Origin of the sequence: Streptomyces hundungensis (assembly GCF_003627815.1) — a bacterium.
GTDB lineage: Bacteria > Actinomycetota > Actinomycetes > Streptomycetales > Streptomycetaceae > Streptomyces > Streptomyces hundungensis_A.
In genome coordinates this window covers 7544444-7570194 of sequence record NZ_CP032698.1, presented here as the reverse complement: position 1 = coordinate 7570194, position 25751 = coordinate 7544444, and the positions used below count along the sequence as shown (strand labels likewise).

Annotated in this window: 27 protein-coding genes; 17 read left to right on the top strand and 10 right to left on the bottom strand. The window is 70.9% G+C overall.

Annotated features, from left to right (window positions below; genetic code table 11):
* The first annotated feature begins 87 nt into the window (after window positions 1-87).
* The 8 genes from DWB77_RS33685 to DWB77_RS33650 all read left to right on the top strand — a co-directional run bounded on the left by DWB77_RS33685 (window position 88) and on the right by DWB77_RS33650 (window position 7873).
* Window positions 88-519 (top strand): nuclear transport factor 2 family protein, encoded by a 432-nt coding sequence (locus tag DWB77_RS33685; RefSeq protein WP_120726078.1) that lies wholly within the window; start codon window positions 88-90, stop codon window positions 517-519.
* A 189-nt stretch (window positions 520-708) separates the two neighbouring features.
* On the top strand, window positions 709-1299 hold the full coding sequence (locus tag DWB77_RS33680) for a (2Fe-2S)-binding protein (RefSeq protein ID WP_246033714.1): 591 nt from the start codon (window positions 709-711) through the stop codon (window positions 1297-1299).
* A complete protein-coding gene (locus DWB77_RS33675) occupies window positions 1296-2294 on the top strand; it encodes an FAD binding domain-containing protein (RefSeq protein WP_120726076.1) in 999 nt (332 codons plus the stop codon). Before DWB77_RS33680 ends, DWB77_RS33675 begins: the two co-directional genes overlap by 4 nt.
* 149 nt (window positions 2295-2443) lie before the next feature.
* Window positions 2444-2671, top strand: coding sequence for a DUF5133 domain-containing protein (locus DWB77_RS33670; protein ID WP_120726074.1), 228 nt, complete (start codon window positions 2444-2446; stop codon window positions 2669-2671).
* A 281-nt stretch (window positions 2672-2952) separates the two neighbouring features.
* Entirely contained in the window at window positions 2953-3729 is a 777-nt protein-coding gene (locus DWB77_RS33665) for a class I SAM-dependent methyltransferase (protein ID WP_120726072.1), read from the top strand.
* Window positions 3730-3967: 238 nt separating this feature from the next.
* Window positions 3968-5515 carry an MFS transporter gene (locus tag DWB77_RS33660; RefSeq protein ID WP_120726070.1) on the top strand — a complete coding sequence of 516 codons (1548 nt, stop codon included), beginning with the start codon at window positions 3968-3970 and terminating at the stop codon, window positions 5513-5515.
* A 210-nt stretch (window positions 5516-5725) separates the two neighbouring features.
* A complete protein-coding gene (locus DWB77_RS33655) occupies window positions 5726-7084 on the top strand; it encodes a cytochrome P450 (RefSeq protein WP_162952661.1) in 1359 nt (452 codons plus the stop codon).
* Window positions 7085-7213: 129 nt separating this feature from the next.
* On the top strand, window positions 7214-7873 hold the full coding sequence (locus DWB77_RS33650) for a hypothetical protein (protein ID WP_120726066.1): 660 nt from the start codon (window positions 7214-7216) through the stop codon (window positions 7871-7873).
* Window positions 7874-7898: 25 nt separating this feature from the next.
* On the opposite strand, the gene DWB77_RS33645 is transcribed toward DWB77_RS33650, so the two are convergent.
* Window positions 7899-9116, bottom strand: a complete 1218-nt coding sequence (locus tag DWB77_RS33645; protein WP_120726064.1) for a cytochrome P450 family protein — start codon at window positions 9114-9116, stop codon at window positions 7899-7901.
* Window positions 9109-10176 (bottom strand): cytochrome P450, encoded by a 1068-nt coding sequence (locus tag DWB77_RS33640; RefSeq protein ID WP_120726062.1) that lies wholly within the window; start codon window positions 10174-10176, stop codon window positions 9109-9111. Before DWB77_RS33640 ends, DWB77_RS33645 begins: the two co-directional genes overlap by 8 nt.
* Before the next feature lie 633 nt (window positions 10177-10809).
* Here DWB77_RS33640 and DWB77_RS33635 point away from each other — a divergent pair.
* On the top strand, window positions 10810-11199 hold the full coding sequence (locus DWB77_RS33635) for a nuclear transport factor 2 family protein (protein ID WP_120726060.1): 390 nt from the start codon (window positions 10810-10812) through the stop codon (window positions 11197-11199).
* 40 nt (window positions 11200-11239) lie between these two features.
* Window positions 11240-11671, top strand: a complete 432-nt coding sequence (locus DWB77_RS33630) for a hypothetical protein (RefSeq protein WP_162952660.1) — start codon at window positions 11240-11242, stop codon at window positions 11669-11671.
* A gap of 63 nt (window positions 11672-11734) precedes the next feature.
* Here DWB77_RS33630 and DWB77_RS33625 read toward each other — a convergent pair whose 3' ends face one another.
* The 3 genes from DWB77_RS33625 to DWB77_RS33615 all read right to left on the bottom strand — a co-directional run bounded on the left by DWB77_RS33625 (window position 11735) and on the right by DWB77_RS33615 (window position 15182).
* A complete protein-coding gene (locus DWB77_RS33625) occupies window positions 11735-12721 on the bottom strand; it encodes an alpha/beta hydrolase (RefSeq protein ID WP_120726056.1) in 987 nt (328 codons plus the stop codon).
* An 83-nt stretch (window positions 12722-12804) separates the two neighbouring features.
* Entirely contained in the window at window positions 12805-14280 is a 1476-nt protein-coding gene (locus DWB77_RS33620; RefSeq protein ID WP_120726054.1) for a condensation domain-containing protein, read from the bottom strand.
* Between the two features lie 500 nt (window positions 14281-14780).
* On the bottom strand, window positions 14781-15182 hold the full coding sequence (locus tag DWB77_RS33615; protein ID WP_120726052.1) for a hypothetical protein: 402 nt from the start codon (window positions 15180-15182) through the stop codon (window positions 14781-14783).
* Window positions 15183-15364: 182 nt separating this feature from the next.
* Between DWB77_RS33615 and DWB77_RS33610 the strand changes: the two genes are divergently transcribed.
* The gene (locus DWB77_RS33610) at window positions 15365-15922 is read left to right on the top strand and encodes an NUDIX hydrolase (protein WP_120726050.1); all 558 of its coding nucleotides are present in this window, start codon (window positions 15365-15367) and stop codon (window positions 15920-15922) included.
* Here the strand turns inward: DWB77_RS33610 and DWB77_RS33605 are convergent.
* The 3 genes from DWB77_RS33605 to DWB77_RS33595 all read right to left on the bottom strand — a co-directional run bounded on the left by DWB77_RS33605 (window position 15909) and on the right by DWB77_RS33595 (window position 17710).
* Complete coding sequence (locus tag DWB77_RS33605; RefSeq protein WP_120726048.1) at window positions 15909-16196, bottom strand: hypothetical protein; 288 nt, start codon at window positions 16194-16196, stop codon at window positions 15909-15911. The two genes, DWB77_RS33610 and DWB77_RS33605, sit on opposite strands and share 14 nt — an antisense overlap.
* Window positions 16197-16304: 108 nt before the next feature.
* Entirely contained in the window at window positions 16305-17081 is a 777-nt protein-coding gene (locus tag DWB77_RS33600; RefSeq protein WP_120726046.1) for a hypothetical protein, read from the bottom strand.
* Window positions 17078-17710, bottom strand: coding sequence for a hypothetical protein (locus DWB77_RS33595; RefSeq protein WP_120726044.1), 633 nt, complete (start codon window positions 17708-17710; stop codon window positions 17078-17080). The genes DWB77_RS33600 and DWB77_RS33595 overlap by 4 nt, the downstream gene beginning before the upstream one ends.
* 203 nt (window positions 17711-17913) lie before the next feature.
* On the opposite strand from DWB77_RS33595, the gene DWB77_RS33590 reads away from it, so the two are divergent.
* Both DWB77_RS33590 and DWB77_RS33585 read left to right on the top strand, forming a co-directional pair.
* On the top strand, window positions 17914-18165 hold the full coding sequence (locus DWB77_RS33590) for a chaplin (protein ID WP_428985204.1): 252 nt from the start codon (window positions 17914-17916) through the stop codon (window positions 18163-18165).
* Window positions 18166-18292: 127 nt separating this feature from the next.
* Window positions 18293-19132, top strand: coding sequence for an alpha/beta fold hydrolase (locus DWB77_RS33585; protein WP_120726040.1), 840 nt, complete (start codon window positions 18293-18295; stop codon window positions 19130-19132).
* A 44-nt stretch (window positions 19133-19176) separates the two neighbouring features.
* Here the strand turns inward: DWB77_RS33585 and DWB77_RS33580 are convergent, their stop codons facing one another.
* The gene (locus DWB77_RS33580) at window positions 19177-20100 is read right to left on the bottom strand and encodes a JmjC domain-containing protein (RefSeq protein WP_120726038.1); all 924 of its coding nucleotides are present in this window, start codon (window positions 20098-20100) and stop codon (window positions 19177-19179) included.
* A 202-nt stretch (window positions 20101-20302) separates the two neighbouring features.
* Between DWB77_RS33580 and DWB77_RS33575 the strand changes: the two genes are divergently transcribed.
* A complete protein-coding gene (locus tag DWB77_RS33575; protein ID WP_120726036.1) occupies window positions 20303-22186 on the top strand; it encodes an ABC transporter ATP-binding protein in 1884 nt (627 codons plus the stop codon).
* A gap of 30 nt (window positions 22187-22216) precedes the next feature.
* Here DWB77_RS33575 and DWB77_RS33570 read toward each other — a convergent pair whose 3' ends face one another.
* Window positions 22217-22822, bottom strand: coding sequence for a TetR/AcrR family transcriptional regulator (locus DWB77_RS33570; RefSeq protein WP_120726035.1), 606 nt, complete (start codon window positions 22820-22822; stop codon window positions 22217-22219).
* A gap of 88 nt (window positions 22823-22910) precedes the next feature.
* Between DWB77_RS33570 and DWB77_RS33565 the strand changes: the two genes are divergently transcribed.
* From DWB77_RS33565 to DWB77_RS33555, 3 genes are all read left to right on the top strand, one after another.
* Entirely contained in the window at window positions 22911-23348 is a 438-nt protein-coding gene (locus DWB77_RS33565) for a DUF4345 domain-containing protein (RefSeq protein WP_120726033.1), read from the top strand.
* Between the two features lie 147 nt (window positions 23349-23495).
* Complete coding sequence (locus tag DWB77_RS33560; protein WP_120726031.1) at window positions 23496-24608, top strand: alpha/beta hydrolase; 1113 nt, start codon at window positions 23496-23498, stop codon at window positions 24606-24608.
* A 119-nt stretch (window positions 24609-24727) separates the two neighbouring features.
* Window positions 24728-25702, top strand: a complete 975-nt coding sequence (locus DWB77_RS33555; RefSeq protein ID WP_120726029.1) for an aldo/keto reductase — start codon at window positions 24728-24730, stop codon at window positions 25700-25702.
* Window positions 25703-25751 lie beyond the last annotated feature (49 nt).

Below are 25751 nucleotides of genomic sequence, written 5' to 3'. Positions count from 1 at the left end.
AGCCCCCTTCCTTTTCCTCGCGTGCCGCTGCATCATACTCAAGAATCTGAGTAGTCACTTTGTTGAGTATGAATATGAGGAGGGGTCATGGAAACTGCCGAACGCTTCCGCGCCGCCGTGGAAAAGCGCGATGTGTCCGCGCTGGAAGGCCTGTTCACCGAGGACGTCCGGCTCTACAGCCCGGTGAAGTTCGTCCCCTTCGAGGGCCGGGCCATGGTGCTCGGCCTCTTCGGGGTCCTGGTGCGCGTCTTCGAGGACCTGCGCTACCTCGGCCGGCTCGACGGTGCTGCCGAGACGAGCGCCGACGGCGAGGAGGCGCCCTCGGTGGTCCTGCCGTTCCGCGCGACGGTGGCCGGGAAGCAGATCCACGGCATCGACCTGCTCCAGTTCGACGAGGCGGGCCTGATCAAGGAGTTCACCGTGATGGTCCGCCCCCAGTCCGCGGTGCACGCCCTGGGCCAGGCGGTACTGGCCGGCCTGGTCGCGGACGACCTCGCGCCGGCACCCGCCGAAGGCTAGGCGCCCGTAACGCCGCAACGGTGCGGGGCGGCCGCTAGAGGGGTTGGCGATCCCCCGGGTGGGCCGTCCCGGGCCGCGCGGTCCGGCGTCCCGGATGCCTCGCGCCGAGATGCCGGAGGAGGTGAGCTGTACGAGGGTGGGTACCGCGGTCAGGCCGCTGACCCGCCCGGATCGAGGAGGTCGTGCACGGTGGAAGCAAGACACGGCCGACAGGAACGCCGCCCGGGGCTCGTCACCCGGGTCTTCGGCCACGGCGTGACGGACTCCCATGTGACGCTGCGGGTCAACGACGCCGAGCACCGGGTGGAGCTGGAGCACTGCGCCACCCTTCTGGAGGTACTCCGCGAGAACTTGGGTCTGACCGCCTCGAGGAAGGGCTGCGACGACGGTCGGTGCGGCGAGTGCACGGTGCTGCTCGACGGACGGCGGGTCAACAGCTGTCTGCTGCTGGCCGTCGCCCAGGAGGGACGGGAGATCGTCACCGTGGAGGGCCTGGTGGCGGCGGATGCCGACGACGACCGTCACCCGTTGCGCCGGGCCGTCGTGGACCGGGATGTGGTCCAGTGCGCGTACTGCGCCCCCGATCAGCACCGCTCTGCCGCCGCCGGGTCCGCCGGCGCCCCTTCCGGGCCGTCCTCCGTCGTCACCGACATCGACCTGCCGCCGGACGCGCCGGTGCGGCTGACCGCCGCCGAGGTACGGGACCGCCTGAGCGGGAATCTGTGCCGGTGCGGGGCCTACCCGAGCGGCGCCGAAGCCGTACAGGATGTGATCGTGTGAAGCCAGTCGCCTATGTACGACCGCGGAACCTGGCGGAGGCGGCCGCCGCCCACGGGGGACGGCCGGAGGCCCGCTATCTGGGCGGCGGCACCAACCTCGTCGACCTGATGCGACTCGGCGTCGAGCGTCCCGACCTGCTGGTCGACATCACCCGGCTTCCCCTGGACGCGATCGAGGAGCAGCCGGACGGCTCGGTACGGGTCGGGGCGACCGTGCGCAACAGCGACCTCGCCACCCATCCTGCCCTGCGGGACCGCTATCCCGTGCTGCCGCAGGCGCTGCTCAGCGGTGCCTCGGGGCAGTTGCGCAACATGGCGACCACCGCGGGCAATCTGCTCCAGCGCACCCGGTGCGGCTATTTCCAGGACCTGTCGAGGCCCTGCAACAAGCGGGTGCCGGGGAGCGGGTGCGGCGCGATCGAGGGCGTGAACCGCGAGCACGCCGTCTTCGGCCACTCCTCGCTCTGTGTGGCGACGCATCCGTCCGACCTGGCGGTGGCGCTGGCGGCGCTCGACGCGCTGGTCGAGCTGGAGGGCCCCGGCGGCACCCGCGCCGTCCCGGTGACCGAGTTCTACCGGCTGCCGCAGGACAGACCCGAGGTGGACACCGTGATGCGGCCGGGCGAAATCGTCACGGCCGTGGTGGTGCCGTCCGCGCCCGAAGGCTCCGTCTCGCGCTACCGCAAGGCCCGGGACCGGGCGGGCCACACCTTCGCGCTGGCCTCGGTCGCCGCGCTGGTGCATCTGGAGCGCGGGGTGGTGCGCGAGGTCGCCCTCGCCTTCGGCGGCCTGGCGCACCGGCCGTGGCGGGCCCGGCGGACGGAGGCCGCGCTGCTCGGCACCGCCCCGACCGCCGAGACGATCGAGCGGGCCGTGGACGCCGAGCTGGCCGACGCGGTCCCGCTGCGCCACAACGCGTACAAGGTGGAGCTGGCCCGAGGCCTGGCCCGCGAGGTACTCGAATCCCTCGCCCAGGTCCGTCCTGCTGGGCGTTAGCGGATACCGGTGACGCGGGACGAGGGGTGTGAAGGCTCATGGACGGCATCCGGCCACCCTTGGATGTGCCACGTGTGGGGCGCGTGGAGCGGGGCACCAGAGCGGCACATCAAGAACATCGTGACCGTGTCGACTGGAGGGTCCCACCCATGTTGATGGCGCATCCGGCAGTGCTCCGCGATCTGCTCGACGAGTACGAGGCGCTGCTCGTGCTGAATGCCGCCGAGGGTGACGAGGCGACGCGACAGCGGCTGGACGACGTGACGTACACCCTGTGCGTGTCGACGGGCACCAGGGACATCGATGCCGCCGTCATCGCCGCCCGCCACCGGCTGCCCGGCGCCCGCACCTTCGACGACTCCGTCCTCACGGCCTGAGATCACTCGGCCCGCGCGGCCGGAACGCCCCGGCGCTCGCGTCCTGAAGTGCCGTGGCACACAAGGGTGTTGCTCCCCGCTGGCGCCGGGCGTGAGTCCCGGCGACGGAGCCCGGGCATCTTTCCCCGGGCTCCGTCTCGCTCCCGTAGGGTGCCGGGATGCATGCGATGGGAGAGGGTTCCGAGCCGACCGCGTCACCGGCGCCCTTCACGAGTAAGCGGCGGGGGCGGAGCCGGCCGGGGCCGGGGGAGCCGACGGACTTCGACGCGGTCCAGCGGTTGATGTGGGCGGGACGGGCGCAGGCGTACGCGTCCAGCTTCGCCGGGGTCTGCGCCCACCCGGTCCCCCAACTGCTCGACGCGGCCCGGGTGGGCGCCGGGGTGCGGGTACTGGACGTGGGCACCGGTACGGGGACGGTCGCCGAGGCGGCCTGCGCGCGGGGCGCCGGGGTGACGGGCGTGGACGCCGAGGTGGACATGGTTGACTGGGCGGCGCGCGCGGTTCCCCAGGCCGCCATCCAGCTCGCCGTACTCCCCCAACTCCCCTTCGCGGATGGCTTCTTCGACGCTGTCACGGCGAACTTCGTCCTCGACCACGTCGGCCGGCCGGGCGCCGCGATCGCCGAGCTGCGTCGGGTGGTGCGTCCGGGCGGCCGGATCGCGGTGACGCTCTGGGCCGTGCCCGAAGCGGCGGGGCAGTCCCTGCTGGGCCGGGCCGTGCGGGCCGCGGGCGTAACCCTGCCATCCGGACTGTCGGCGCCCGCCGCCGAGGACGACTTCCCCCGCACCGTGCCCGGCCTGGCCGGGCTGCTCACCTCGTCCGGCCTGCGCGATGTCACCTGCGAACCGGTCCACTGGGAGCACCGCGTCCCAGCCGACACGTGGTGGGCAGGGGCGGCCGCGGGCCTCGGCACGGTCGGGCAGGTCGTAGCGAGTCGGCCCGAGCGGATCCGCGCCGAGATCCGGCGCCACTTCGACCTGCTCAGTGCCGAATTCACCATCGGGCGTGGGGAGTTGGCCCTGCCCCACTCCGCCCTCCTCGCGTGCGGTCACCGCTGAGTGTCCCGCGCCCGCCCCCCTCGGGACGGTTGCCCGAGTGGGCCGCCGCCACGCCCCGATCCTGCCCCGCCCCGATGCCGCGCCGACCCGGCCCCGGGGGCAGTCGTCGGCACGATCCCGTCCGTGCGCGTCCCCTTGCGGGCCGGCCCATGATCGACTGGTGACGTCCGAAACCCGGGCATAGGGTCGAACGGTGGACGTGACCGTCCACCGTCCCTCTGGTGAGGGCAGGACCACCATGACCAGTTCGCAGCCGGCACCGAAGGTCGAGACCGCGCCCCCCAGTGGCGGGGGCGGTGGCAACGGGATCGCGCTCCTGGTCATCGCCGCCTGTCAGCTGATGGTGGTCCTCGACATCACCATCGTGAACATCGCGCTCCCCCACATCCAGAGCGCCCTGCACTTCTCCACCACGAGTCTGGCCTGGGTGGTGAGCGCATACACCCTCACCTTCGGCGGGCTGCTGTTGCTCGGCGGCCGGGCCGGTGACATCCTCGGCCGGCGCCGGGTGTTCATGTGCGGTGTGCTGCTGTTCGCGCTGGCCTCCCTGTTCGGCGGGCTGTCGCAGAACGCCGGGCAGTTGCTCGCGGCGCGCGCCGTTCAGGGTGTCGGCGGCGCGATCGCCTCGCCGACCGCCCTGGCGTTGATCACCACCACGTTCACCGAGGGCCCCGCGCGCAACCGGGCGTTCGGTGTCTTCGCCGCGGTCTCGGCGGGCGGCAGCGCGATCGGTCTGCTGGCGGGCGGCGTGCTGGTGGAGTGGCTCGACTGGCGCTGGGTGCTCTTCGTGAACGTGCCGATCGCCGTGCTGATCCTGCTGGCCACCCCCCGGCACATCAAGGAGTCCGAACGGCACGCGGGCCATTTCGACATCGCGGGCGCCACGACCTCCACCCTCGGCATGGTCGCGCTGGTCTACGGCTTCATCCGGGCCGCCCAGGAAGGCTGGCGCGATCCGTTCACGCTGGGGTCGTTCGCCGCCGCGGTGGTGCTCCTGTCCGCCTTCGTCCTGGTGGAACGGCGCTCTCAGCAGCCGATCACCCCGCTGCACATGTTCGCCGACCGCAACCGCGCGGGCACCTACGGCATGATGCTGAGCCTCTCGGCCGCGATCTTCGGCATGTTCTTCTTCCTCACCCTGTTCGTGCAGGACGTCCTCGGCTTCTCGGCCCTCCAGGCGGGTCTCGCCTTCCTCCCGGTCAGCGCGATCATCGCCGTGGGTGCGGGCCTGACCTCCCAACTCCTGCCGAAATACGGGCCCAAACCCTTCATGGTGACCGGTGCGATCCTCGCCGCCGGCGGTTTGTCCTGGCTCACCCAGACGGACATCCACTCCACCTATCCCGGCAGCATCCTGGGCCCGCTCCTCGTCTTCGGCCTGGGCATGGGTCTCAACTTCGTCTCCCTGACGCTGATGGCGGTCTCCGGCGTCCCGCCGCACGAGGCGGGCGCCGCGTCCGGCATGCTCAACGTGACCCAGCAGGTCGGCGGTTCGCTTGGCCTGTCCATCCTGGTCACCGTGTTCGGCACGGCCGGCCGCAACGAGGCACGGGATCAGATCCCCAAGTTCCTGGGCCAGGCCGACCCGGCGCAGCGCCTGATGTTTCGGCGCACGGGTCAACTACCCCGGCCGTGGAGCGACCAGGTGCTGACCTCGGGGGTGTCCATGGCCTTCGTGGTGGCCGCGATCTTCGCCGTGATCGCCGCGCTGATCGCCGTCCTGGCCATTCAGGTGCGCCCCTCGGATCTGGAACGCCTTCAGGGCGCGGGGCCCCCACACTCCTAGGTTCCACTCCCAACAGGCCATATGCGTACGGCACATGGCGTCCCGCCCCATGGAACGTGGGTGCACTGTGGGGCGCCGGGGCGCGTGACCGCACGCCGTTTTCCGCTGCTTCGCGCCGGGTTCCCCACCGTGGCCGAGGGGGAGGATGTTCGGGATCCGGGGACTACGAGGGTCGCCCGGCCGCCGGACTCCGCATGGAGGTGCCCCACCGTGAGCACGAAGCTTCCGTCGCGTACGGGAAAAGCCCCCGGTGCCTGGCCGTTGTTGGGCCACGCATGGCAACTCCACTCCCGCCCGCTGGAGTTCCTGTCCTCCCTGCCCGCCTACGGGGATCTCGTACGGATCGGTATGGGCCCGTGGCCCGCGTACGTGGTGTGTGAACCGGAAGCGGCGCACCGCATGCTCACCGACTCCCGCACCTTCGACAAGGGCGGCCCCTTCTTCGACAAGGCCCGTGTGCTCTTCGGCAGCAGCCTGCCCATGGCGGGCTGGCAGGAGCACCGGTGGCAGCGCCGGCAGATGCAGCCCGCCTTCCAGAGCGACCGGATCGAGAAGTACGCCGTGGTCATGGGCGAGGAGGTCGACCGGATGACCACGCGGTGGCGGCCCGGTCTGCGCCTGGACGTGACCGATGCGCTGACCACCCTGACGCTGCGCATCGTCACCCGTAGCGTGCTCGGCGCCGAGGCGCAGGACGAGGCCGTGGCCGAGGTCCAGCAGAGCCTGCACACCGTGATCGACGGGATCTACCAGCGGGTGATGCTGCCCCTCGGCCCGCTCTACCGGCTGCCCACGGCCGCCAACCGCCGCTACCGCCGCGCCTGCGACCGGCTGCACCACGCCATCGACGGCATCATCGCCGCACGCCGGGCGGCGCCGGGCGGCGACGATCTGGTCTCCATGCTGCTCACCGCGACCAACGACGACACCGGCGCTCCGATGTCCGATGTGGACATCCGTGACCAGCTCATGGTCATGATCGGCGCCGGGTTCGAAACCACCGCCAACAGCCTGGCGTTCGCCCTGTGGCTGCTGAGCCAGCACCCCGACGTCGAGGCGCGGGTGCACGACGAGGTCGACGCGACCCTCGCCGGGCGCACCGCCACCACCGCCGACCTCGACGGCCTGATCCACACCCGGCGTGTCATCAACGAGGTCCTGCGTCTGTATCCGGCGGGCTGGTTCTTCACCCGCGTCACGACCACCGACACCACGCTGGCCGGCCGCCAACTCCCCAAGGGCACCGCCCTGTTGTACAGCGCCTACCTGCTCCAGCGCCGCCCCGAGCTGTTCCCCGACCCCGAACGCTTCGACCCCGACCGTTGGGACACCCGCCCCGCCGAGTCCCTTCCGCGGGGTACTCATGTCCCCTTCGGCGGCGGCAACCGCAAGTGCATCGGCGACCAGTTCGCCCTCATCGAGATGACGCTCGCGCTCGCCACGGTGTGCGCTCGCTGGCGTTTGGTGCCCGACCCCGGCAGCACCATGACCGTACGGGTCCGCGGCACCCTCGGCCCCGGCCCCCTGACCATGACGTGCCAACCCCGGGGCAAGTCCGCGGAAGGCTGAGCCGGCCAGGGCGGGGGTCCGGTCGCGGGCGGGGTGAGCGTGTGCCCGCGCCGGGAGGAACCATGAGGTGTGCATGCCGCGTCCACCCCTGTGGTCACGTCATCCGCCGTTCCCAGGAGGGAAACACACATGGTCCACCCGGGCAGTACGCCTGTGCCCAGCCAACCCCGCAGGAGAGGGGGCTGCCTCCCCGCACTGGTGATTCTCCTGGTCATCCTGGGCCTCGGCTTCGGGGCGTCCAAGTTCTTCGGAAGTGACGGCAAGAAGTCCTCGTCGTCCTCCTCGTCCTCGTCGTCGTCCCATGACAAGGGCGAGTGGAAGGTGGGCGACTGCGGAGGGCCCGACCCCGATGACGCGCCCAACGGCTACAAGGCGTTCGACTGCGGCGCGTCGGGCGCCACGTTCAAGGCCCTCGACATCCAGGCCGCGAGCTTCATGCCGGACTCCATCCAGTGCCCGGGCGGCACCGACCTCATCATCCAGGTGAGCATCAGTTACGGCAGCAGCAAGAGCAAGGGCGGCGGCATCCCGTCCAAGACGGTGTGTGGGCGCAACCTGTCCGCCAACCACCCCGGTGATCCCGGCGCCGGAGGCGGTCAGTTGGTCAAGGGTGACTGTGTCACGTCCACGGCCAAGGAGGTCTCCTGCGCCTCCTCGGGTTCGGGCGCCTACAAGGTGCTGGACCTGACGAAGCAGACTTCGCAGTGCCCGTCGGGGACGACCGAGCCCATGCGTCTGACCATGGCCATCGGCCGGCCCTACGACGTGATCTGTGCCGCGAAGCAGTAGCCGACCGGGCCGGGACACCCGCGTCCTAGGTGAGTCGTAGCGGTAGCGAGAGCAGTCCGCGGTGGCGGGGGTTGGCCTGCCACCGCGCCTCGTGGTCCTCGCTCAGACGCAGACCGGGGTGGCGGGTCAGCAGGTGACTGAAGGCGATCTCGGCCTGGAGACGGGCGAGCGGTGCACCTAGGCAGTGGTGGATGCCGTGGCCGAATGCGAGATGCCGGGCGGCGTCCGCACGGCGGATGTCGAACCGGTCGGGTTCGGCGAACACACCGGGATCGCGGTTGGCCCCGAGGAGCGAGATCTGCACGAACTCGCCTTCCCGCACGGTCGCTTCGCCGACGCCGACAGGCTCGGCGGCGTAGCGCAGCGAGGCCAGGGCGGAGGGGGATTCATAGCGCAGGATCTCTTCGACGGCACCGGGCATGAGCGTCATGTCGGCCTGGAGCGCCGCGAGTTGCTCCGGGTGGGTGAGGAGCGCGTGGACGCCGTTGGCGATCAGGTTGACGGTGGTCTGGTGACCGGCGATCACCAGGAGGAAAGCCATCGACGTGATCTCGTCCTCGCTGAGCGCCTCCTCGCCCTCCGTGCCTTCCGCACCCTCATCGCCTGCCGCGACCAGCGCGGACAGCAGCCCGTCGTCGGGCTGTTCGCGTTTGAGGGCGAGGAGCGCCCGCAGATACGTGAGCATGGACTCGGCGGTGAACACCGACACCTCGCCGTCGCCCTGGCCGCCGTCGAGGGTGTTGCCCCGCACCCGCAGCACCTCGTGGTCGGCGTCGGAGGCGCCGAAGAGGTCGAACATGACGGCCATCGGCAGCGGCAGGGCGAACTCGCTGATCAGTTCGACCTCGTCGCGCCCCTCCCAGGCGTCGAGGAGACCCGTCACCCGGGCTTCGATCAGGGGGCGCAGGGCCGCCGTGCGGCGGGCGGTGAACGCCTTCTGGACGAGTTTGCGCAGCCGGGTGTGGTGCGGCGGGTCGGAGTTGAGCATATGCGCGAACAGGGCGCTGCCGGGACCCCGGGTGAGCCCGGTGTGCCGCCCGAACCTCTCCACCGCCCCGCCCTTGGCGAGCCTTGGGTCGGCGAGGAGGCGTTTCGCCTCCGCGTGGGAGGTGACGACCCACCCCTCGACCGGCGCGGGCCCGGGATACCGGACCTGGCGCGTCCCGCCCTCCTCGCGCCACCGGCGGTAGACAGCGTGCGGGTGGTCGAAGAACGACGCGTCGGGGGTCTCGACGTCAGCCATGGCGGACCTTGCTCCGATGGCCCAGGTGGACGGTCTTGACGCCGAGCAGCCCCACCAGGGGTACCTCGGCGGTTCGCTGGCCCGGGGCCACCACAAGTCCGGTACGGCGTATGTGGTCGAGGAGGAGCTCGGCCAGGGGCATCACCATGTGGCGACCCCAGCAGCGCTCCGAGACATGTCCGAAGGGCATATATCCGGGGGTGTTGTCCGGGTCGAGCCCTTCCCAGCGCTCGGGCCGGAACTCGTTCGGCGCCTCCCACAGGGCGGGGTCGCGGTGGGTGAGCAACGGCAGCATCAGGATGTCGTCCTCGTGCCCGATGCGGTCGTCGATCGCCGGATATTCGGCGGATCGGTTGCGCAGGAGGTTCCACGACGGGGGCAGCAGACGCATCGCCTCGTAGAGGATGTCGCGGTTGCTCGCGTCGTCGGCGAACGGGGCGCCGAGCCACAGGGCGTTGGCGACGAGGGTGGAGACGGTGAAGCAGACGGGCGCGGCCGCGCGGCGGTAGATGCCCATGGCGTAGCGCCGGTCGTGGTAGGTGCCCGCCTCGGCGAACAGGTTGGCCAGGTGGGTCAGTTGGGGCCCCGGGGCGGGCCGCCGGGGCAGGGCCGCCCCGGCCACGATGGTGGTCCAGGTGAGCCGGGGGTCGATCTCCAGCGTGCGCGACATGAGGATGCGCAGCCGGTACGGGTCGTCGCGCAGGACGAGGCGGCTCAGGAACCGGTGGCCGGTGATCGGCCAGGGCCCCGACAGATCGGTGGTGTCGGGGAGGGGGTCCGGCTGCTCCAGGGCGGCGCGCACGTCCTTGCCGATCGTGCGCATCACCGACGACGCCTCCGCCTTGGAGATCGACCGGCCGTGCAGGGGCTTGAAGGTCGGGCGTTCGGTCTCCGTCGCCCGGCGCGCACTCAGGATGCGGTCGGAGAGTTCCGCGCCGGCGATGCCGATGGTGTCGGGTTCGAGGCGGACGAGATCCTTGCCGAGGTGTTCGTCGAGGAGAGCCTGTAGTCGGGGGGCGAAAACCGTGGTGCGCCTGGTGCGGGTCATGGCGGATGGCATACGAAGAGCTCCGGAAATGAAATGCGGAGGGCCCGCACACGCGGCTGACCGGAATTCAGTCGGTTTGCTTTGTGTGCGGGCCCAGGATTGGCCTTCGACTTAGTACCAGAAGTACCAGGCGGCCTGCTTCAGGCTCGGCTCGCTCTTCGATCCACGGGTACGCAGTGCGGCAATGATCTTCGCCATCGTCAATCCCTTCCTCTCACGGATATACGGAATGAACTGCCGGACGGGACACGCCAATTCACTCACCTTGGGGGTGTGTGGAAAGTGTGTAACCGGCCGTTGAGAGGAAGTGAAGCTGGCCACGACAAGCGTTGTCAATGGTTCCGCATTCGTTTGTCCCTGTGAGTTCTTGAGTTCATGTGGAGCCCTTCGAAACATTCATTGTGGCGATTCGGGAAGGCCTGCCCGAACGGTCATGGGCCATTGCCCGGGCATACCTTTCGGGGCCGATACGCGACCTGCTAGCAACGCGGCCCTTCGGCAAGGCAATGCGGTGGCGCGGTGCTCGGAGGCGCTCCGGGCGCGGCGGCGCCGGACGGACCCTCTATCGTCGGGGAAACCGCGATCATCCGCGGCCGCCGGACGAACCAGGGACCGGTGGCCCCCGACACAGGAGAGTGCGACACCATGGTGAGCGACAGAGCCGATGTGACCGTGGCCGAACGATTTCTCGGCGCCTTCGGCTCCCACGACTGGGAGTCCCTCCGTACGGTCCTGGCGCCCGATCTCGTCTGGAGCATGCCCGGCACCGGATCCATCTCCGGCACCATCCACGGCGTCGACGCCGCCATCGACCGGCTTCGGACCATCGCCGCCCGGGGCTTGAACACCGAGCTGCTCCACGTCCTGACGGGCGCGAACGGCGTCACCCTGTCGCTGCACAACACCGCGCGCGACGCCGACGGCCGCACGCTCGACGAACATCTGGCGACCGTGCTCACCCTCCGCGAGGGGAAGGTCGCCGCGATCGACAGCTATGTCTCCGACGTGGACGGCATGAGCGGCTTCTTCAACTAGGCAGTGGCTCCGCATCACGCCGACCGGGCCCGGGGGGACCATGAACACCAGCACTGAACCACCCAGCAGGCCAAGGACGTTGCAGGCCGGCCACGTGGTCGCGATCGGGGCGCTGCTGTCTGCGGCCGCCCTCGTGGAACGGGTGCCGCGGTTCGCCTCCGGGCACCGGTATCTGCTGTGCCACACCTCGTCGACCCTGGACCATCTGACTCTCGCCGCTCTCGCCCTGGTGCTGGCGGCGGGCGTGGCGGCCCTGGCCGGCGCGATCATGATGCAGGCGAAGGACACCCACGGCGCGGCCCTTCCCGTGGTGTGGCTCGTCGTCGTGGTCGTCCTGGTGGTGGCGGCGGACGGGGTCGACGCCCATGGCGAGGCGATTGCGGCACACCTGTCGGCCACACCGTTCACCGAAGGCGCCTGTAACTATGTTCCGCAGGACTATGTAGCGACGCCGGGCTGGTTCTTCTGGTAGCCGGCCGTGGCCCGTACCCCGTGGACCGGGTCAGGACCACACTCCTCGGCGGCCCTCAGGTGATCAGGCGCGGAGCGCGGCCAGCAGCATCGGCAGGGAGCGACGCAACTCCCGTTGCCAGTACGGCCAATCATGGTGTCCCGGCCCATAGAAGTCGGTGACGGCCGGGCTGCCGAGGGCACGCAGCCGGGCGGCGAGGGCCTGGTTCTGCCGCTCCAGGTAGGTCTCGCCCGGATCCGTCGTGCCGGGCGGATCGTAGGGTCCGGCCCGGCCGTCCCCGCAGGACAGGAAGACGGGAAGCCCGCGCAGCGGGCCGGCCCGGAGAGTGGGGTCGTGCGCGGCCCACACCGCGCGCTGCTCGGCCGGGTCTCCCCAGATGGCGTACGGGTCGACGCCCGCGCCCCGGTCGAGGTCCAGGAACCAGTCGGGGCCGAACCCGCCGGGCACCTGGAGCAGCGGATGCACGGTGCCGCTGTAGGACGCGACCGCCCGGAAGAACCCCGGGTGGCGCGCCGCGTACAGCAGTGCGCCGAAGCCTCCCATCGACAGACCCGCCGCCACTCGGCGCTCGCCCGCACCATAGCCCCGTTCGACGATCTGTCGGACCTCGCCGAGATGGAACTCCTCCCAGCGGGGAGCGCCGCCCCTGCCGTAGTTCCACCAGTCGCTGTACCAGCCCGCCGCGCCGGCCTCTGGCATGACCACCAACACCTGGCGTAGCGCCGGGAGTTGGGCCACATCACTGTAGGTCGTCCAGTCGGCGTAGCCGCCACAGCAGCCGTGCAGCAGCCACAGCACCGGCCACGCGTGCCGTCCCGGTGACCAGCCGTCCGGGGTGAGCAGACGCACCTGGGCAATCGACCCCAGGGCCGGGGACTGGATGGTCAGATCCATTTCGCGCGGTCCGAGGCGCCGCTCCGCGACCACCCGGGCCCCGTCGTCGGCGCGTACGGGCCGGTCCCACGCGCCGGCCGGGCCCATGGTGAAGGCTCCGGCCAACAGGGTGAGCAGAAGGACCATGACACACGTGATGATCGACGGGCGACGCATCGCGACCCCTTTGTCCTATGGGTGAGGCCCACATGTGGTGAAGCCACATGTGGGCCAGCATGCACCCTTCGGACCGCCCGGTCTCAGAGCGACAGCCGGGAGACCTCGCTGCTCACCCTCGGCGCCGGCACCGGGCGCCCGGCACGCGGTCTCGGGGGTACGGGTCGGGTCGGGCCCCGGCGGGCGACGGAGGTGATGAGTTCCCGCAGCTGTTCCACATAGCGGTGGATGTTCTTGTGTGCGATCGCCGTGTCCGGGTAGCGGATGGCGAGTTGCAGCCCGCCGTGCAGGCGGGTGAACCACGCGCACACCTGGTCCCCGTAGGACACCCTGAGCAGGGCGTAGGCATGGAGCTCGTCCCACTGCCGGGCCCCGGGGATGTCGCGCGCGTCGACGAACGACACGATCGAGTAGAGGTCGGGGGAGGTGGGGCGGAAGTCCGAGCCGAGCAGCCGCAGCACACGGGCGATCGGCAGATGGGCGAGCGCCTTGTTCGCCCGCAGGGCGCCGTGGACCATCGTCAGCGCGTCGTCGAAGCCCAGCGCCTGGGCCACCGGGATCTCGATGGGGGCCCCGCCGACGTACCAGCCCACCGAGTCCGCCCACCGGGACTTCGCCCTGGTGTGGAGCGGCACCACCGTGCGGTAGACCGGTTCGCCCCCGATGTCGTGGACGATGAGGCTGGTGGCCGCCAGGATGCCCACCTGGCCGCCGCCGAAGGGCCGGCAGTACGCCGAGAAGGCGGCGGCGTCCGCGTCGTCCACGAGCGTTTCGTACATGAGCTTCTGCTCGGGCAGTCTGCCTCCGGGTTCGAGGCCGAGGTCGACCGGGAAGGCCGGCAGTCGGCCGTCGCAGCGGGCGATGAACTCCCGCCAGCGCGCCACGATCGCGTGGGTGTCGTCGACCTGGTCGGCGCTGGCCCGCTCGATCTCGCAGAAGTCGACATAGCTGCCGACCGGTGTCGCCTCCTCGCCGCCCCCGGCCGCCCGCGCCGAGTACAGCTCGTGGATCTCGGAGGGGATGCGCTGGATCGAGTACGCGTCGACGTTGCTGTGGTCGAAGGCCATGTACACGCTGGTGGAGTCCGGCCGGACGACCGCGGTGTACAGGAAGTTCGGCCAGCCCAGCGCGTCCGCCGCCACATCGAAACGGTCCTGCAAGTGGTGGCTCAGTTCTTCCGCGTCGGGGAAGTCGCCCACGACTTCGCGCCGCAGTGCCACGGCGTCCGGCGCGGCGGTGAAGCGGCGCATGTCGTCGTCGACCCAGCGGAAGCCGCTGCGGAGCGTCTCGTGCCGGACCGTCCAGGTCCGCAGCGCCCCTTCCAGGACGTCGAGATCGACGGGCCCGGGGATGTCGAAGGCGGCGCCCAGCCACGTCGGCACGAACAGTCCGTCCTCGCGCACGGACCGGGCGGTGCGGATATGTGATTCCTGCACATAGGCAGGGGGGCGTGAGTCGTCGGGCTGGTTGGTCGCGGCCTCGACCATGGCGGGATCCAGGCTCCACTCGACCAAACGTCCGGGACGGACCTCACAGCCGTGAATGTCGGTGATTCGCACGGGAGTTTTCCATTCACAAGCTGTTGGGGAACACGGGCGAGCGGCGGGCCGCAGGGGCTGGTCCGGCCGGGCGGGAAGGCCCGCCGCCGGTCTGCCACAGCACCTCACGGCGGTCGGCCGAGCAGGGCGAGCGGCCCGGAGAAGCGCTGGCATGGTGAGGCATCCCGCCGAATCCTTCGGATTCCTCGATCACAACGCCCTTACGTGGGGCGCCCGTTCGCGACATCACGGGGCGGGGGGCGGTCGCCGTGCACCGCAACCCAGGAAATACGGTCATGTGGTGACCAACGCGAGACGTGCGCTCCGGGCACGCGAAACCACCCCATCGAGTCGGATGCGCCCGCCCCACACGCCACCGTGCGCCGTGCGCGACGAAGCCGCCCCCTGCCGTCGACCTAGGGGGCGGCTCTTCTGAACTCGCCGTATCAGCACGGGTTTTGAGGCCCGCCGCGATCGACAACCGACTGTTCGTATCGCGTGATCGTGGTCCGATCGAGGCGTCAGCCCGCTGTGGGGAGCGCCGGGTTGGAGGTCGACGGCGCGCCGACCGCGGGCGGGTCGACGAGTGGCTTGGTCGCCGGCTTCGGCTGCGGCGAGTCCGCCTTGGTCATGTCGGCGATCTGCTTGAGGAGGGTGGCCACCTCGGCCTTGGCGGCCGCCACGTCCGCGGCCGCGTCCTTCTTCTCGTCCGCGACCATCTGGTTGACGTCCTTCAGGATCGCCGCCACTTCGCTCTTGACACCCGCGGCGTCATCGTCCCCGGCCCGTCCGTCCACCACCTCGCGTCCCGCCCCGGGGGCGGACTCGACGGGCGGCCGGTCGGCGGCGAAGGCGGGGGCCGCGGTAGCTGCGGCGAGTGCGCCGCACAGGGCGATCGCGACGGCGGTGGCACTACGGCGCATGATCGCGCTCCTCACGTTCGACGGCATCCAAGTCGCCCCCCACTCTCGATCCACTCTTCGCCACCCACGCCCGGAGGGCCAGCGGGGCCTTCCGAACGAGTGAGGCGGACCTGACGCAGCGTCGGAGAGCACGTACTGGGGGCGCCCCACATATGCGGATCGCCTTCATGGAGGATTGACCCATGGGTGAACTGGTGGAACGCGTCGACGAACAGGATCGTGTGCTCGGTGTGGTCGAGCGGGGCGATGCGGTACGCCAGGGCTGGCTGTACCGGATGGCCATGGTGCTGTGCCGCGATGCGGAGGGCCGCTATCTGGTGCACCGGCGCCCGGAGTCCGCCGCACGGTTCCCCGGCCAGTACAGCTGGCTGGTGGCCGGGGCCGTGGGGGTGGGCGAGTCCTACGAGGAAGCGGCTCGCCGGGAGCTTCGCGAGGAACTGGGGGTGGACGCACCGGTTCGCCCCCTGTTCACGTTCCTGTGCGACGGCGAGCTCAGCCCTTACTGGTTCGCGGTGTACGAGGCGGTCGTGACGGAGACGGACATCGTGGCGGACGCGTCGGAGGTCGCCTGGCACGGCTGGCTGAGCGGCGACCGGCTGAGGGAGGCCATGGCGAACTGGCCGTTCGTCTCCGACAGCCGGGACGCCTACACCCGCTACCTCGCTCTCGGCTCGCCGCCCGACTCACCCGGCTCGTTCGACTCACCCGGCTCGCAAGGCCAAGGGGTCAGGAGCGATTGACCCGGCCGGCCACCGCATGGCCGATCAGGAGGTAGACCACGGCAGGCATGCCGTAGTTGACGATCGTGCGCCAGGTGTCGGACTTGATGGTGAACATGTCTCGCGACCAGCCCGAGAGCCAGTCCGCCGCGTGACGGACCCACGAGACGATGTCGTTCGCCGTGTTGGCGTTGACCAGGAAGAAGGCGATCCAGAGGATCAGGATCAGGGCCATGACATCGGCGATGACGAGGATGCCGGTCGCGGCGGGATTACCGCCATAGCGCCTGGGCATGTCCAACTCCTTGTCTGTACGGGCGGGTTGAGGATCTGGGGTGTGGATGCGCGGTGCGCCCCGGGGGCGCCGTCAGGGCGCCCTCCGGGGCTCGGGGGGTGTGGGGCTTCACAGGCTGAGCAGACGTTCCGCGAGCCGGCGGTACTCCCGCAGAGCCATGCGCAGATCCTCCGTGGCCGCGTCGCCGGACGTCTCCTGCCAGGACGCGCGCAGGGTGCCGCGCCGCTGTTCGAGAGTTTCGAGGACCCGCTCGGTGAGGGCGTCGACCGTCGAGGCGGCTTCCTCGACCGCCGAACGGGGCTCGTCCACGAACCCGCCGACCGCGTGCTGAAGCCTGAGCTGCAACTTCTCGCGCTCCTGGGGCGGCAGAACGGCGTCGTTTCCGGCCGACCCGCCCGGTTCCGAGCCGGCGCCCGGCACCGCGTGATCGGAGAGGTGCCGCCCGGGCTCGGCCGATTCGGACGCCGACCGCCCAGCCACCGGCTGATCGGACGTCCGCAGCTCGGGCACGACGCCCTCGGAGTGCGGCGCGTCGGACAGCGGCGACTCGGTCGCCGACCGCCCCGACACGGATCGTTCGGACACGGACGGTTCGGACAAGGACCGTTCGGTCACCGGCCGACCCGATACAGGGGGCTCGGACAGCGGCCGTTCGGACCCGGGTGCCTCCGGCACGGACCCCGCGGACCCGGGCCGCTCGGACGCGGCCCGTCCCTGCGCGGGCCGCTCGGACACCGAGGGCTCGTCAAGGGGCCGGCCCCCGACGGCACGCTCGTTCGCGGGCCGTTCCGGCGTGGCGCGGCCGGTCAGGGGCTGCTCGGCCAGGGGCTGATCGTGAAGGGGACGCTCGGTCTCGTCGTGAAGGGGACGCTCGGGCTGGGTCATGACTGGCTCCCTCGGGCGATGTCGCTGTGCTGCGTGTCGGTGTGGGACGCGTGTCGGCCGCCGCGTGCCCCGAGGCGTCCGGCCTTGTCGCCGCGGCGCTCGCCGGACAGGACCGCGAAGAACTCATGGGCCTGTACGAGCGTCTCGCGGAGTTCCTCGGTGCTGGACCTGCGCCCGTCGGCACCCTGCGCCACGCCGCGAATCCGGCGGTAGCTGTCGAGGTGATGGGGGTGGTGCACCGAGAGGGCGGCCAGCTGCTCCTCGGAGGAGCCGGCCGGGAAGCCGCGCTCCTGCGCGAGCCGGCCGAGCAGAGCCTCGGCGTCGGCGACCGCGCGCGTCGGCGAATCCACGAACTCCTCCTGGATCCGGGCCCATTCGGCGGCGTACCGGCGGCGGTCCTCCGCGGACGGGGCCTCCACCTTCAGGTCGCCGTAGCGGCGGACCCGCTCGTCAAGGTCCTTCTCGGCGGCCTTGACGTCGCCATGGTGCTGGGCGACGGTCCGGTCGTACTCGGGTCCGAAACGGCTGCGCAGTCCCCGCCCGCGGCGCGCGACGAGCACGCCGAGAGCCACTGCCACGACAACGATCACCACGACCGCTATCAGGATGATGAGGACACCACTGGACATGGCCTGCCTTTCCGTCGGTGAACGGCCCCGCACTCTGGGCTGTACCTCTGCGAGTACGCGCGAAGCGGCCGAATAAACGCGCCAATGACGGAATGTCCGCGCACAGCCGCTCGGCTTCGTTCACCCCATCGGGTCACGGGATTTCCCCTTCGGCCCGACCCCGGAGACGCTGCTAGGGAGACAAACCCTCACACACAGGAGGAATCGTGCGTATCCGTACCGCACTCGCTGCAACCGTCCTGGCCGCCACCGCCGTCATAGGCACGGCCGGCGCCGCCGCCGCCGACCCCAACCCGCCGGAGGCCACCGGCGTGGCCCAGAACTCCCCGGGTGTGCTCTCCGGCGACGTCGTCCAGGTCCCCATCGACCTTGGTCTCAACGTGTGCGGCGACACCATCGACATCATCGGGCTGCTCAACCCGGCCTCCAACAACGCCTGCGGCATCAAGCAGTAGTAGTCCGCCGCACCCGTCCCACGTCTGCGCCCCGGAGCCGATCCCTGGCTCCGGGGCGCAGGCGCGCCGTCCCCGCAGGTCAGGAAGGGGATTGACCCGGCGACGACGCACTGTCAGGGTCTGGCCCATGCCCACTTTCTCCGCGCCCGACGGAACCCCGCTCGCCTACCGGGTCACCGGCGAGGGTCGCCCTTTGATCTGCCTGCCCGGAGGCCCGATGCAGGCCTCCGCATACCTGGGGGACCTCGGCGGTCTCGCGGCCGACCGGCAGCTGGTGATGCTGGACCTGCGGGGCACCGGCCGGTCCGCGGCGCCCCAGGACCCCGCTTCCTACCGCTGCGACCGTCTCGTCGACGATGTGACCGCGCTGCGCGGCCACCTCGGCCTGGACCGGGTGGAGCTGCTCGCTCATTCCGCGGGCGCGAATCTCGCGGTGTCGTACGCCGCCCGGCATCCGGAAACCGTAACCAGGCTGGTCCTGGTCACTCCGAGCGTCTTCGCCGTCGGGCTCACGATCGACGGGGAGCTGCGCCGCGAGATGGCACGGCTCCGCAAGGACGAACCCTGGTTCCCCACGGCTTTCGAGGCGCTTCAGGAGATCACGTCGGGCCGGGCGACGGACGAGGCCTGGCAGGCGATCTCGCCCTTCTTCCACGGTCGTTGGGACGAGCGGGCACAGGCGCACCAGGCCGCCGGGGACCAGCAGAAGAACCACGAGGCGGCGGCCGTCTTCGGCGCGGAGGGAGCCTTCGACCCGGAGGCCACCCGGGCGGCGCTCGCCGCGTTCGAGGCGCCGGTGCTGCTGCTCGCCGGGGAGGTGGACATGGCGGCGCCGCCTCGCACGCTCGCCGCGTTCGCCCAGCTGTTCCCCAACGCCGAACTGGCCGTACAGCAGGGCGCCGGCCACTACCCCTGGCTCGACGACCCGGACGCGTTCGCCGCCACCGTCACGGCGTTCCTCGGCTAGCGGAGTCGGCCGGGACCGCGGCGGCTTCCTGGGCAGGCTCCGGTTCAGCCGACGCCCGGTCGCGGGGTGGACGCGGCCCTGGGCATGGCCGGCAGTGGGCCGCGCGCCCGCTCCAGGAGATCCTCGGGGGTGGCCGCAGCCATCCGCTTGCGCGCCGCGAAGATCAACTCGCGGGTGGTGTCGAGTAGTTGGGCCGCTGTCATGAGGTCGGCACGAGCCGGACGCGTCGGGCCTCGACGGAGCTCCTCACGGCGGATGGTGAGGGTGAGGTGGACGGAGAGGCCCTCGTCGCCGGTCGCGGTGTGGGGCGCGCCGCGCGGCACATAAAGGACGTCGCCCGCGCCGATGACGGTGTCCAGCGCCGGTTCGCCCGGCCCGGGCATCGGGCCCGGCCGCCGGGGCACGGTGTCCAGCGCGGGCTCGCCCGGCCCGGGCATCGGGCCCGCCTGCCGGGGGCCCTCGGGCGGGACGGCGTACACCGTCCATTCCTTGCGGCCCGCGAGCTGCACGACCAGGACATCGGCGTCGTCGCGGTGCTCAGCGGGCCCGCGGTGTTCCGCCATGGTCGCGACGCAGAACGCTTCCGTCGCGCGCCGCAGGTCCTGTGAGACGAGTGCGGTCAGGGCGCCCGCCGAGGCGTTCCACTGGTCGAGTCGGGGCAACAGCAGCGTCGCCCCCTCGGCGAGCAGGGCCATGATCTGCTCGGGGTCGGCGAAGCCCTGCTCGTGTCCGCCCGCGGCGCCGGGGGCGGGGCCGAACTCCGACGCCGGCACCGTCTCGCCCTCCCGCGCCATCTCGACGTACGGCGTCCGCATCAGACCGCCGCTCAGCGCCCCGGTCAACTCGCGCAGCGTGGGCACCTCTTGGGGCAGCACGGCGGGGGTGAACACCTGGGGTAGCCCTCGACGGCATGCCTCGAAGAACAGCCCGGGCTCCCCCACGAGCCGGTCCAGCACTGCCCAACCCATCGTCTCTCCCCAGGTCCGGGGCGGTACGGCACCGCCTCGCACCCGAACCTACGGGAGCCGCAGCGGGTGGGTCCCCGGACGGCAGGGCAGTGTCTGTGGCCGCGACGCCCTCGACATTGCCCTGGAGATCATTGACCCCTTCGAAGGTCGTGATCCGGGCGAACGTTGACCTCCAGCGAGGTTGAGGTCGTACGTTCCTCGCATGAGTATGGAAGCCACCGCGTGGACACAGCTCCACAACGTCATGAACGCCCAGCAGGACAAGCGTCCCTTCAACCGCGCCACGCTGGGCCGGATCGCCGCGTTCGCCCGCCCGCACCGGCGCCGCATCGCCCTGTTCCTGGTCCTGAGCGTGGCCACCGCGCTGCTCGCGGTGGCCACACCCCTGCTCGCCGGGCGGGTGGTGGACGCGATCGTCGCGCGCAAGGAGAGCGGGACCGTCACCCGGCTCGCCCTGCTCATCGCCGCGATCGCCGTCGCGGAGGCGGCGCTCGGCATCGTGAGCCGGTGGCTGTCCTCGACGCTCGGCGAGGGGCTGATCCTCGATCTGCGGACCGCCGTCTTCGACCATGTGCAGCGGATGCCGGTCGCGTTCTTCACCCGCACCCGCACCGGCGCGCTCGTGAGCCGCCTCAACAACGACGTGATCGGGGCGCAGCGGGCGTTCAGCAACACGCTGTCCGGTGTGGTCAGCAACCTCGTCACGCTGCTGCTCACCCTCGCGGTGATGCTCGGCATCTCCTGGCAGATCACGCTGCTCGCCCTGGTCCTGCTGCCGGTGTTCGTGCTGCCCGCGCGCCGGATGGGCACCCGGATGGCGCGTCTCCAGCGGGAGGCCGCCGAGCACAACGCGGCGATGGGCACCCGGATGACCGAGCGGTTCTCGGCACCCGGGGCGACCCTGATCAAACTGTTCGGGCGGCCCGCCGACGAGTCCGCCGAGTTCGCCGCCCGAGCCGGCCGGGTGCGTGACATCGGCGTCCGTACGGCGATGGCGCAGTCGGCGTTCATCACCGCGCTCACCCTCGTCTCCGCCCTGGCGCTCGCCCTGGTCTACGGACTCGGCGGCTACTACGCGCTGCGCGGCACCCTCGAAGCGGGCTCGGTCGTCTCGCTCGCGCTGCTTCTGACCCGGCTCTACGCGCCGCTGACCTCGCTGGCCGGGGCGCGCGTGGAGGTGATGAGCGCGCTGGTCAGTTTCGAGCGGGTCTTCGAGGTGCTCGACCTGAAGCCGCTCATCGCGGAGAAGCCGGACGCGCGCGAGGTGCCCGATGGGCCGGTGTCGGTGGAGTTCCACGATGTGCGGTTCGGCTATCCGTCCGCCGACAAGGTGTCCCTGGCCTCCCTGGAGGAGGTCTCCAGCCTCGACACCCGGGGCGGCACCGAGGTGTTGCACGGCGTCTCCTTCCGGGCCGAGCCCGGACAGATGGTGGCCCTCGTCGGGTCGTCGGGCGCGGGCAAGTCGACGGTGGCCCAGCTCCTGCCCCGGCTGTACGACGCCGACGGGGGCACGGTGCGTCTGGGCGGCATCGACGTACGGGACCTGACCGCCGACTCGATCCGGGACACCATCGGCATGGTCACCCAGGACGGCCACCTCTTCCACGAGTCGGTCCGCGCCAATCTGCTGCTCGCCCGCCCGGACGCGGACGAGGAACACCTGTGGGACGCGCTGCGGCGCGCCCGTCTGGACGCTCTGGTCGCGTCGCTGCCCGACGGGCTCGACACGGTGGTCGGCGAGCGCGGCTACCGGCTCTCGGGCGGCGAGCGCCAGCGTCTGACCATCGCCCGGCTGCTCCTCGCCCGCCAGCGCGTCGTCATCCTCGACGAGGCCACCGCCCACCTGGACAACACGTCGGAGGCGGCGGTCCAGGAGGCGCTCAGCGAGGCGCTGGAGGGCCGTACCGCGGTGGTGATCGCACACCGGCTCTCCACGGTGCGTTCCGCCGATCTCATCCTGGTGGTGGAGGACGGCCACATCGTGGAGCGCGGCACCCACGACGAACTGCTCCAACTCGGCGGCCGCTACGAGGAGTTGTACCGCACCCAGTTCGAGCGGCCCGGCGGGGCGCCCGCGCTCGGCTGACCTCGCGAGGCGGTGGGAGACGGGTGGTGGTCAGTCGTCGGCGCCGAGCAGACGTTCGGCGCCGGCGACGGCGCGCAGGGTTCCCCGAAGCGCGCCGAGGGACATCTCGCGCAGCTCGGTCCGCGAGAACGTCTCGTTCGTCAGCCAGTCCACGCACAGCGCGCGGACGAAGACCAGCCATGCGCCCAGGGCGGCGCGGACCGTGTCCCGGGCCGGGCCTCGAAGGCCGGTCGCGTCGAGCACGCGGCGGCTCAGCTCGGCCAGTTCGTCGGTGATGATCCCCTGGATCACCGGGTCGCCGGCGAGGACCCGGTTGGCGGCCAGCACGGTGTTGCGGTTCGCGGCGAAGTAGTCGAAGTGGACATCGAGCCCGGCGGAGAGCTGCGCGCGCAGGGACCGCGTCGGGTCGATGGGCGTTCCGTCGAGCAACCGGTCCGAGGCCTGCCGGTAGACGGCGGCGAACAGGGCCTGCTTGTTGGGGAAGTAGCGGTAGAGCAACGCCCGGGAGACACCGGCCTGTTCGGCCACCTCCTCCATCAGTACGTCGTGGTACGGCTTCGCCGCGAACAGGCGGGCTCCGGTGTCGAGCAGCTCCGTGCGGCGCTCCTCGGGGGTCAGCCTGCGGCGTGCGGTCATGGCCGTCACGTTACTTGACGTGTGTCTACTGGCGATCCTATGGTCGCATTAGTAGACACATGCCTACTAAGGCGAAGGGGGACCCACCATGGCCCGGCTCCTCAAGTGGCTTTCCTGGGCGATGGGCGTCACCGATGTGGTGATCGGCGCCGCACATCTCCTCATCGGTATGGGGACGGTGCCCGGCGCGGGCTCACCGGGGCCGACGGTGGACAGCCTGATGCGGTTCTTCGGCGCGATCTTCCTCGGGTACGGACTGGCCTGGATCTGGGTGGCGCGGCAAACGCCGATCCCTTCCAGGATGGTGCGGGCGCTGGCCGGAATATTCTTCCTCGGAGGCGCGTCCAGGCTTCTGTCGTGGGCCTCGCTCGGCCGTCCGGACTGGTTCCAGATCGTCCTGATGGGCCTCGAACTCGCCCTGCCGCCGCTCTACTTCTGGCTGTCGACTGCCGACGAGCGCGACACGGCGGCCCGGCGTCGGAGCGCCGAGGAGACGGGGCGCGGGACGGGCCGCCCGACGCCCTGAGGGCGCCTGCGCAAAGACGCGTCCCGCGAGGGAACGGATCGCGCCGGATCGCGGTCTAGCTCCATGCGCACCCCCGAGGCGGTGCGGCTGGACGACGGCCACGCCGCCGCGTCCGGCAGAGCCGTTCGCAGAGAGTGTTCTGGACCCATGGGCCTGACGAGTACCACCACTGTGGCTGTGGCCGTGTGCTGCACGATGCTGGGGATCGCCCTCGTCGTCTGGCAGTGGCCACGACTGTCGGGCCTCGGATGGCGGCCGGTCCTCGGGCGGGTGGGCCTGCTGTGCGCGGTCCAGTTGCTGCTCTTCTCCACCGTGGGCCTCGCGGCCAACAAGTCGTTCCTCTTCTACGGTTCGTGGGCCGACCTGTTCGGCCGGCAGGACGGCGTCGGGGTGCTGGGCGCGGAGTCGGCCGTGAGCCCCGGAGTGAAAGTGGCGGGCAAGCAGAAGGTCGATGTGCCGGGCGCCGGGAAGCCCAGCATCGGCGGCGAGGTCCAGAAGGTGTCGGTGCAGGGAGAGCGGTCCCGGATAGTCACTCCGGCCTACGTCTATCTGCCGCCGGAGTACTTCCAGAAGGGGTACGAGACGAAGTCCTTCCCCGTGACGGTGGTGCTGACGGGCTTCCCCGGCACCGCCGAGAACCTCATCAAGGGGCTGCACTACCCCAAGACCGCGTGGACGCTGTCCAAGCAGCACAAGACGCAGCCGATGATCCTGGTGATGATGCGGCCCACCATCGCCCCGCCGCGCAACACCCAGTGCATCGACATCCCCGGCGGCCCCCAGACGGAGACGTTCTTCGCGGACGATCTGCGCAAGGCGATCTCGGGTACGTACCGGGTCGGCACGAAACCGCGCAACTGGGGCTTCATCGGCGACTCGACGGGCGGCTACTGCGCCCTGAAGATCGCCCTGCACCACCCGGAGGCGTACGCGGCCGGGGTCGGACTCTCCGCCGACTACAAGCCCGAGGTCGACCTCCAGTCCGGCGACCTCTTCCACGGGAACAGACACGAGGAGAAGCGCTCGGACCTGCTGTGGAGCCTCGATCATCTGCCCCAGGGGAACTCGTCCTTCCTGGTCACGACGTCGAAGCAGGGCGAGAGCAACCTCAAGGAGACCCAGAAGTTCATCGCGAAGGTCAAGAAACCCGCCCACGTCTCCTCGATCACGCTGGCGTCCGGCGGCCACAACTTCAACACCTGGCTGCGTGAGATCCCGCCCTCTCTGGAATGGCTGAGCGCCCGGCTCGACGCGAACTGAGCCGCCACCCCCGGGACGAAAACCAACCTGCCCCACGGGCCCAAGTCGCCTATGGTCGACGTGATTTCCTTCCGGGCCATGGCCTGGCCGGGACCAGGACGACGATGTGGAGGACGACGGTGCGCTACCGCGAATTGGGACGCAGCGGGCTTTCGGTGTCCGAGATCGGTTACGGCGCCTGGGGCATCGGCGCGTCCAGCTGGGTGGGTGCCACCGAGGACGAGTCCCTGCGCGCCCTGCACCGGGCCATCGACCTGGGCGTGAACTTCATCGACACCGCGCGCGGCTACGGCGAGAGCGAGCGGATCGTGGGCCGCGTCGTGCGCGAGCGGTCCACGGCCTCCGGGGACACGGTCCGCGTGGCCACCAAGGTGGCGCCGAAGAACGGCGTCTGGCCGGCCCTCGACGGCATCGACCCCGCGCAGGCCTTCCCCGGCGCGCACATCCGCGAAAGCCTGGAGACCAGTCTGCGCGCGAGCGGCCTGGATTACTTCGACGTCTTGCAGCTCCACGTCTGGAACGACGAGTGGGTGGGGCGCGGCGACTGGCTGGAGACCGTCGCCGACCTCAAACAGGAGGGCAAGATCGGCCTGTTCGGCGTCTCCGTCAACGACCACCGCCCCGACACCGCGCTGGCGCTCGTGCGCAGCGGCGCCGTGGACAGCGTGCAGGTCATCTACAACATCTTCGACCAGTCGCCCGCCGACGAACTGTTTCCCGCCTGCGAGGAGCACGGCGTCGGCGTCATCGTGCGGGTGGCCCTCGACGAGGGTGGCCTCACCGGCCGGATCACCGCCGACACGACGTTCCCCGAGGGCGACTGGCGCAACCGCTACTTCCGGGGCGACCGCCCGGCCCAGGTGGAGCGGCGGGTCGCCGCGATCGTCGCCGACCTGGGCATCGCCCCGGACGAGATCGCGGAGACCGCGCTGCGTTTCGTGCTGAGCAACCCGGCGGTGTCCACCGTCATCCCGGGCATGCGCGACGTCGCCAATGTAGAGCGCAACACGGCGCTCAGTGACGGCCGTGCGCTGAGCGCCGACCGGCTCGCCGTGCTGGCCGGGCACCGCTGGCAGCGCAACTTCTACTCCTGACCGCGCGACGGGACCGGGCCCCGGCGGGGACGGCCCGCCGGGCGCCCGA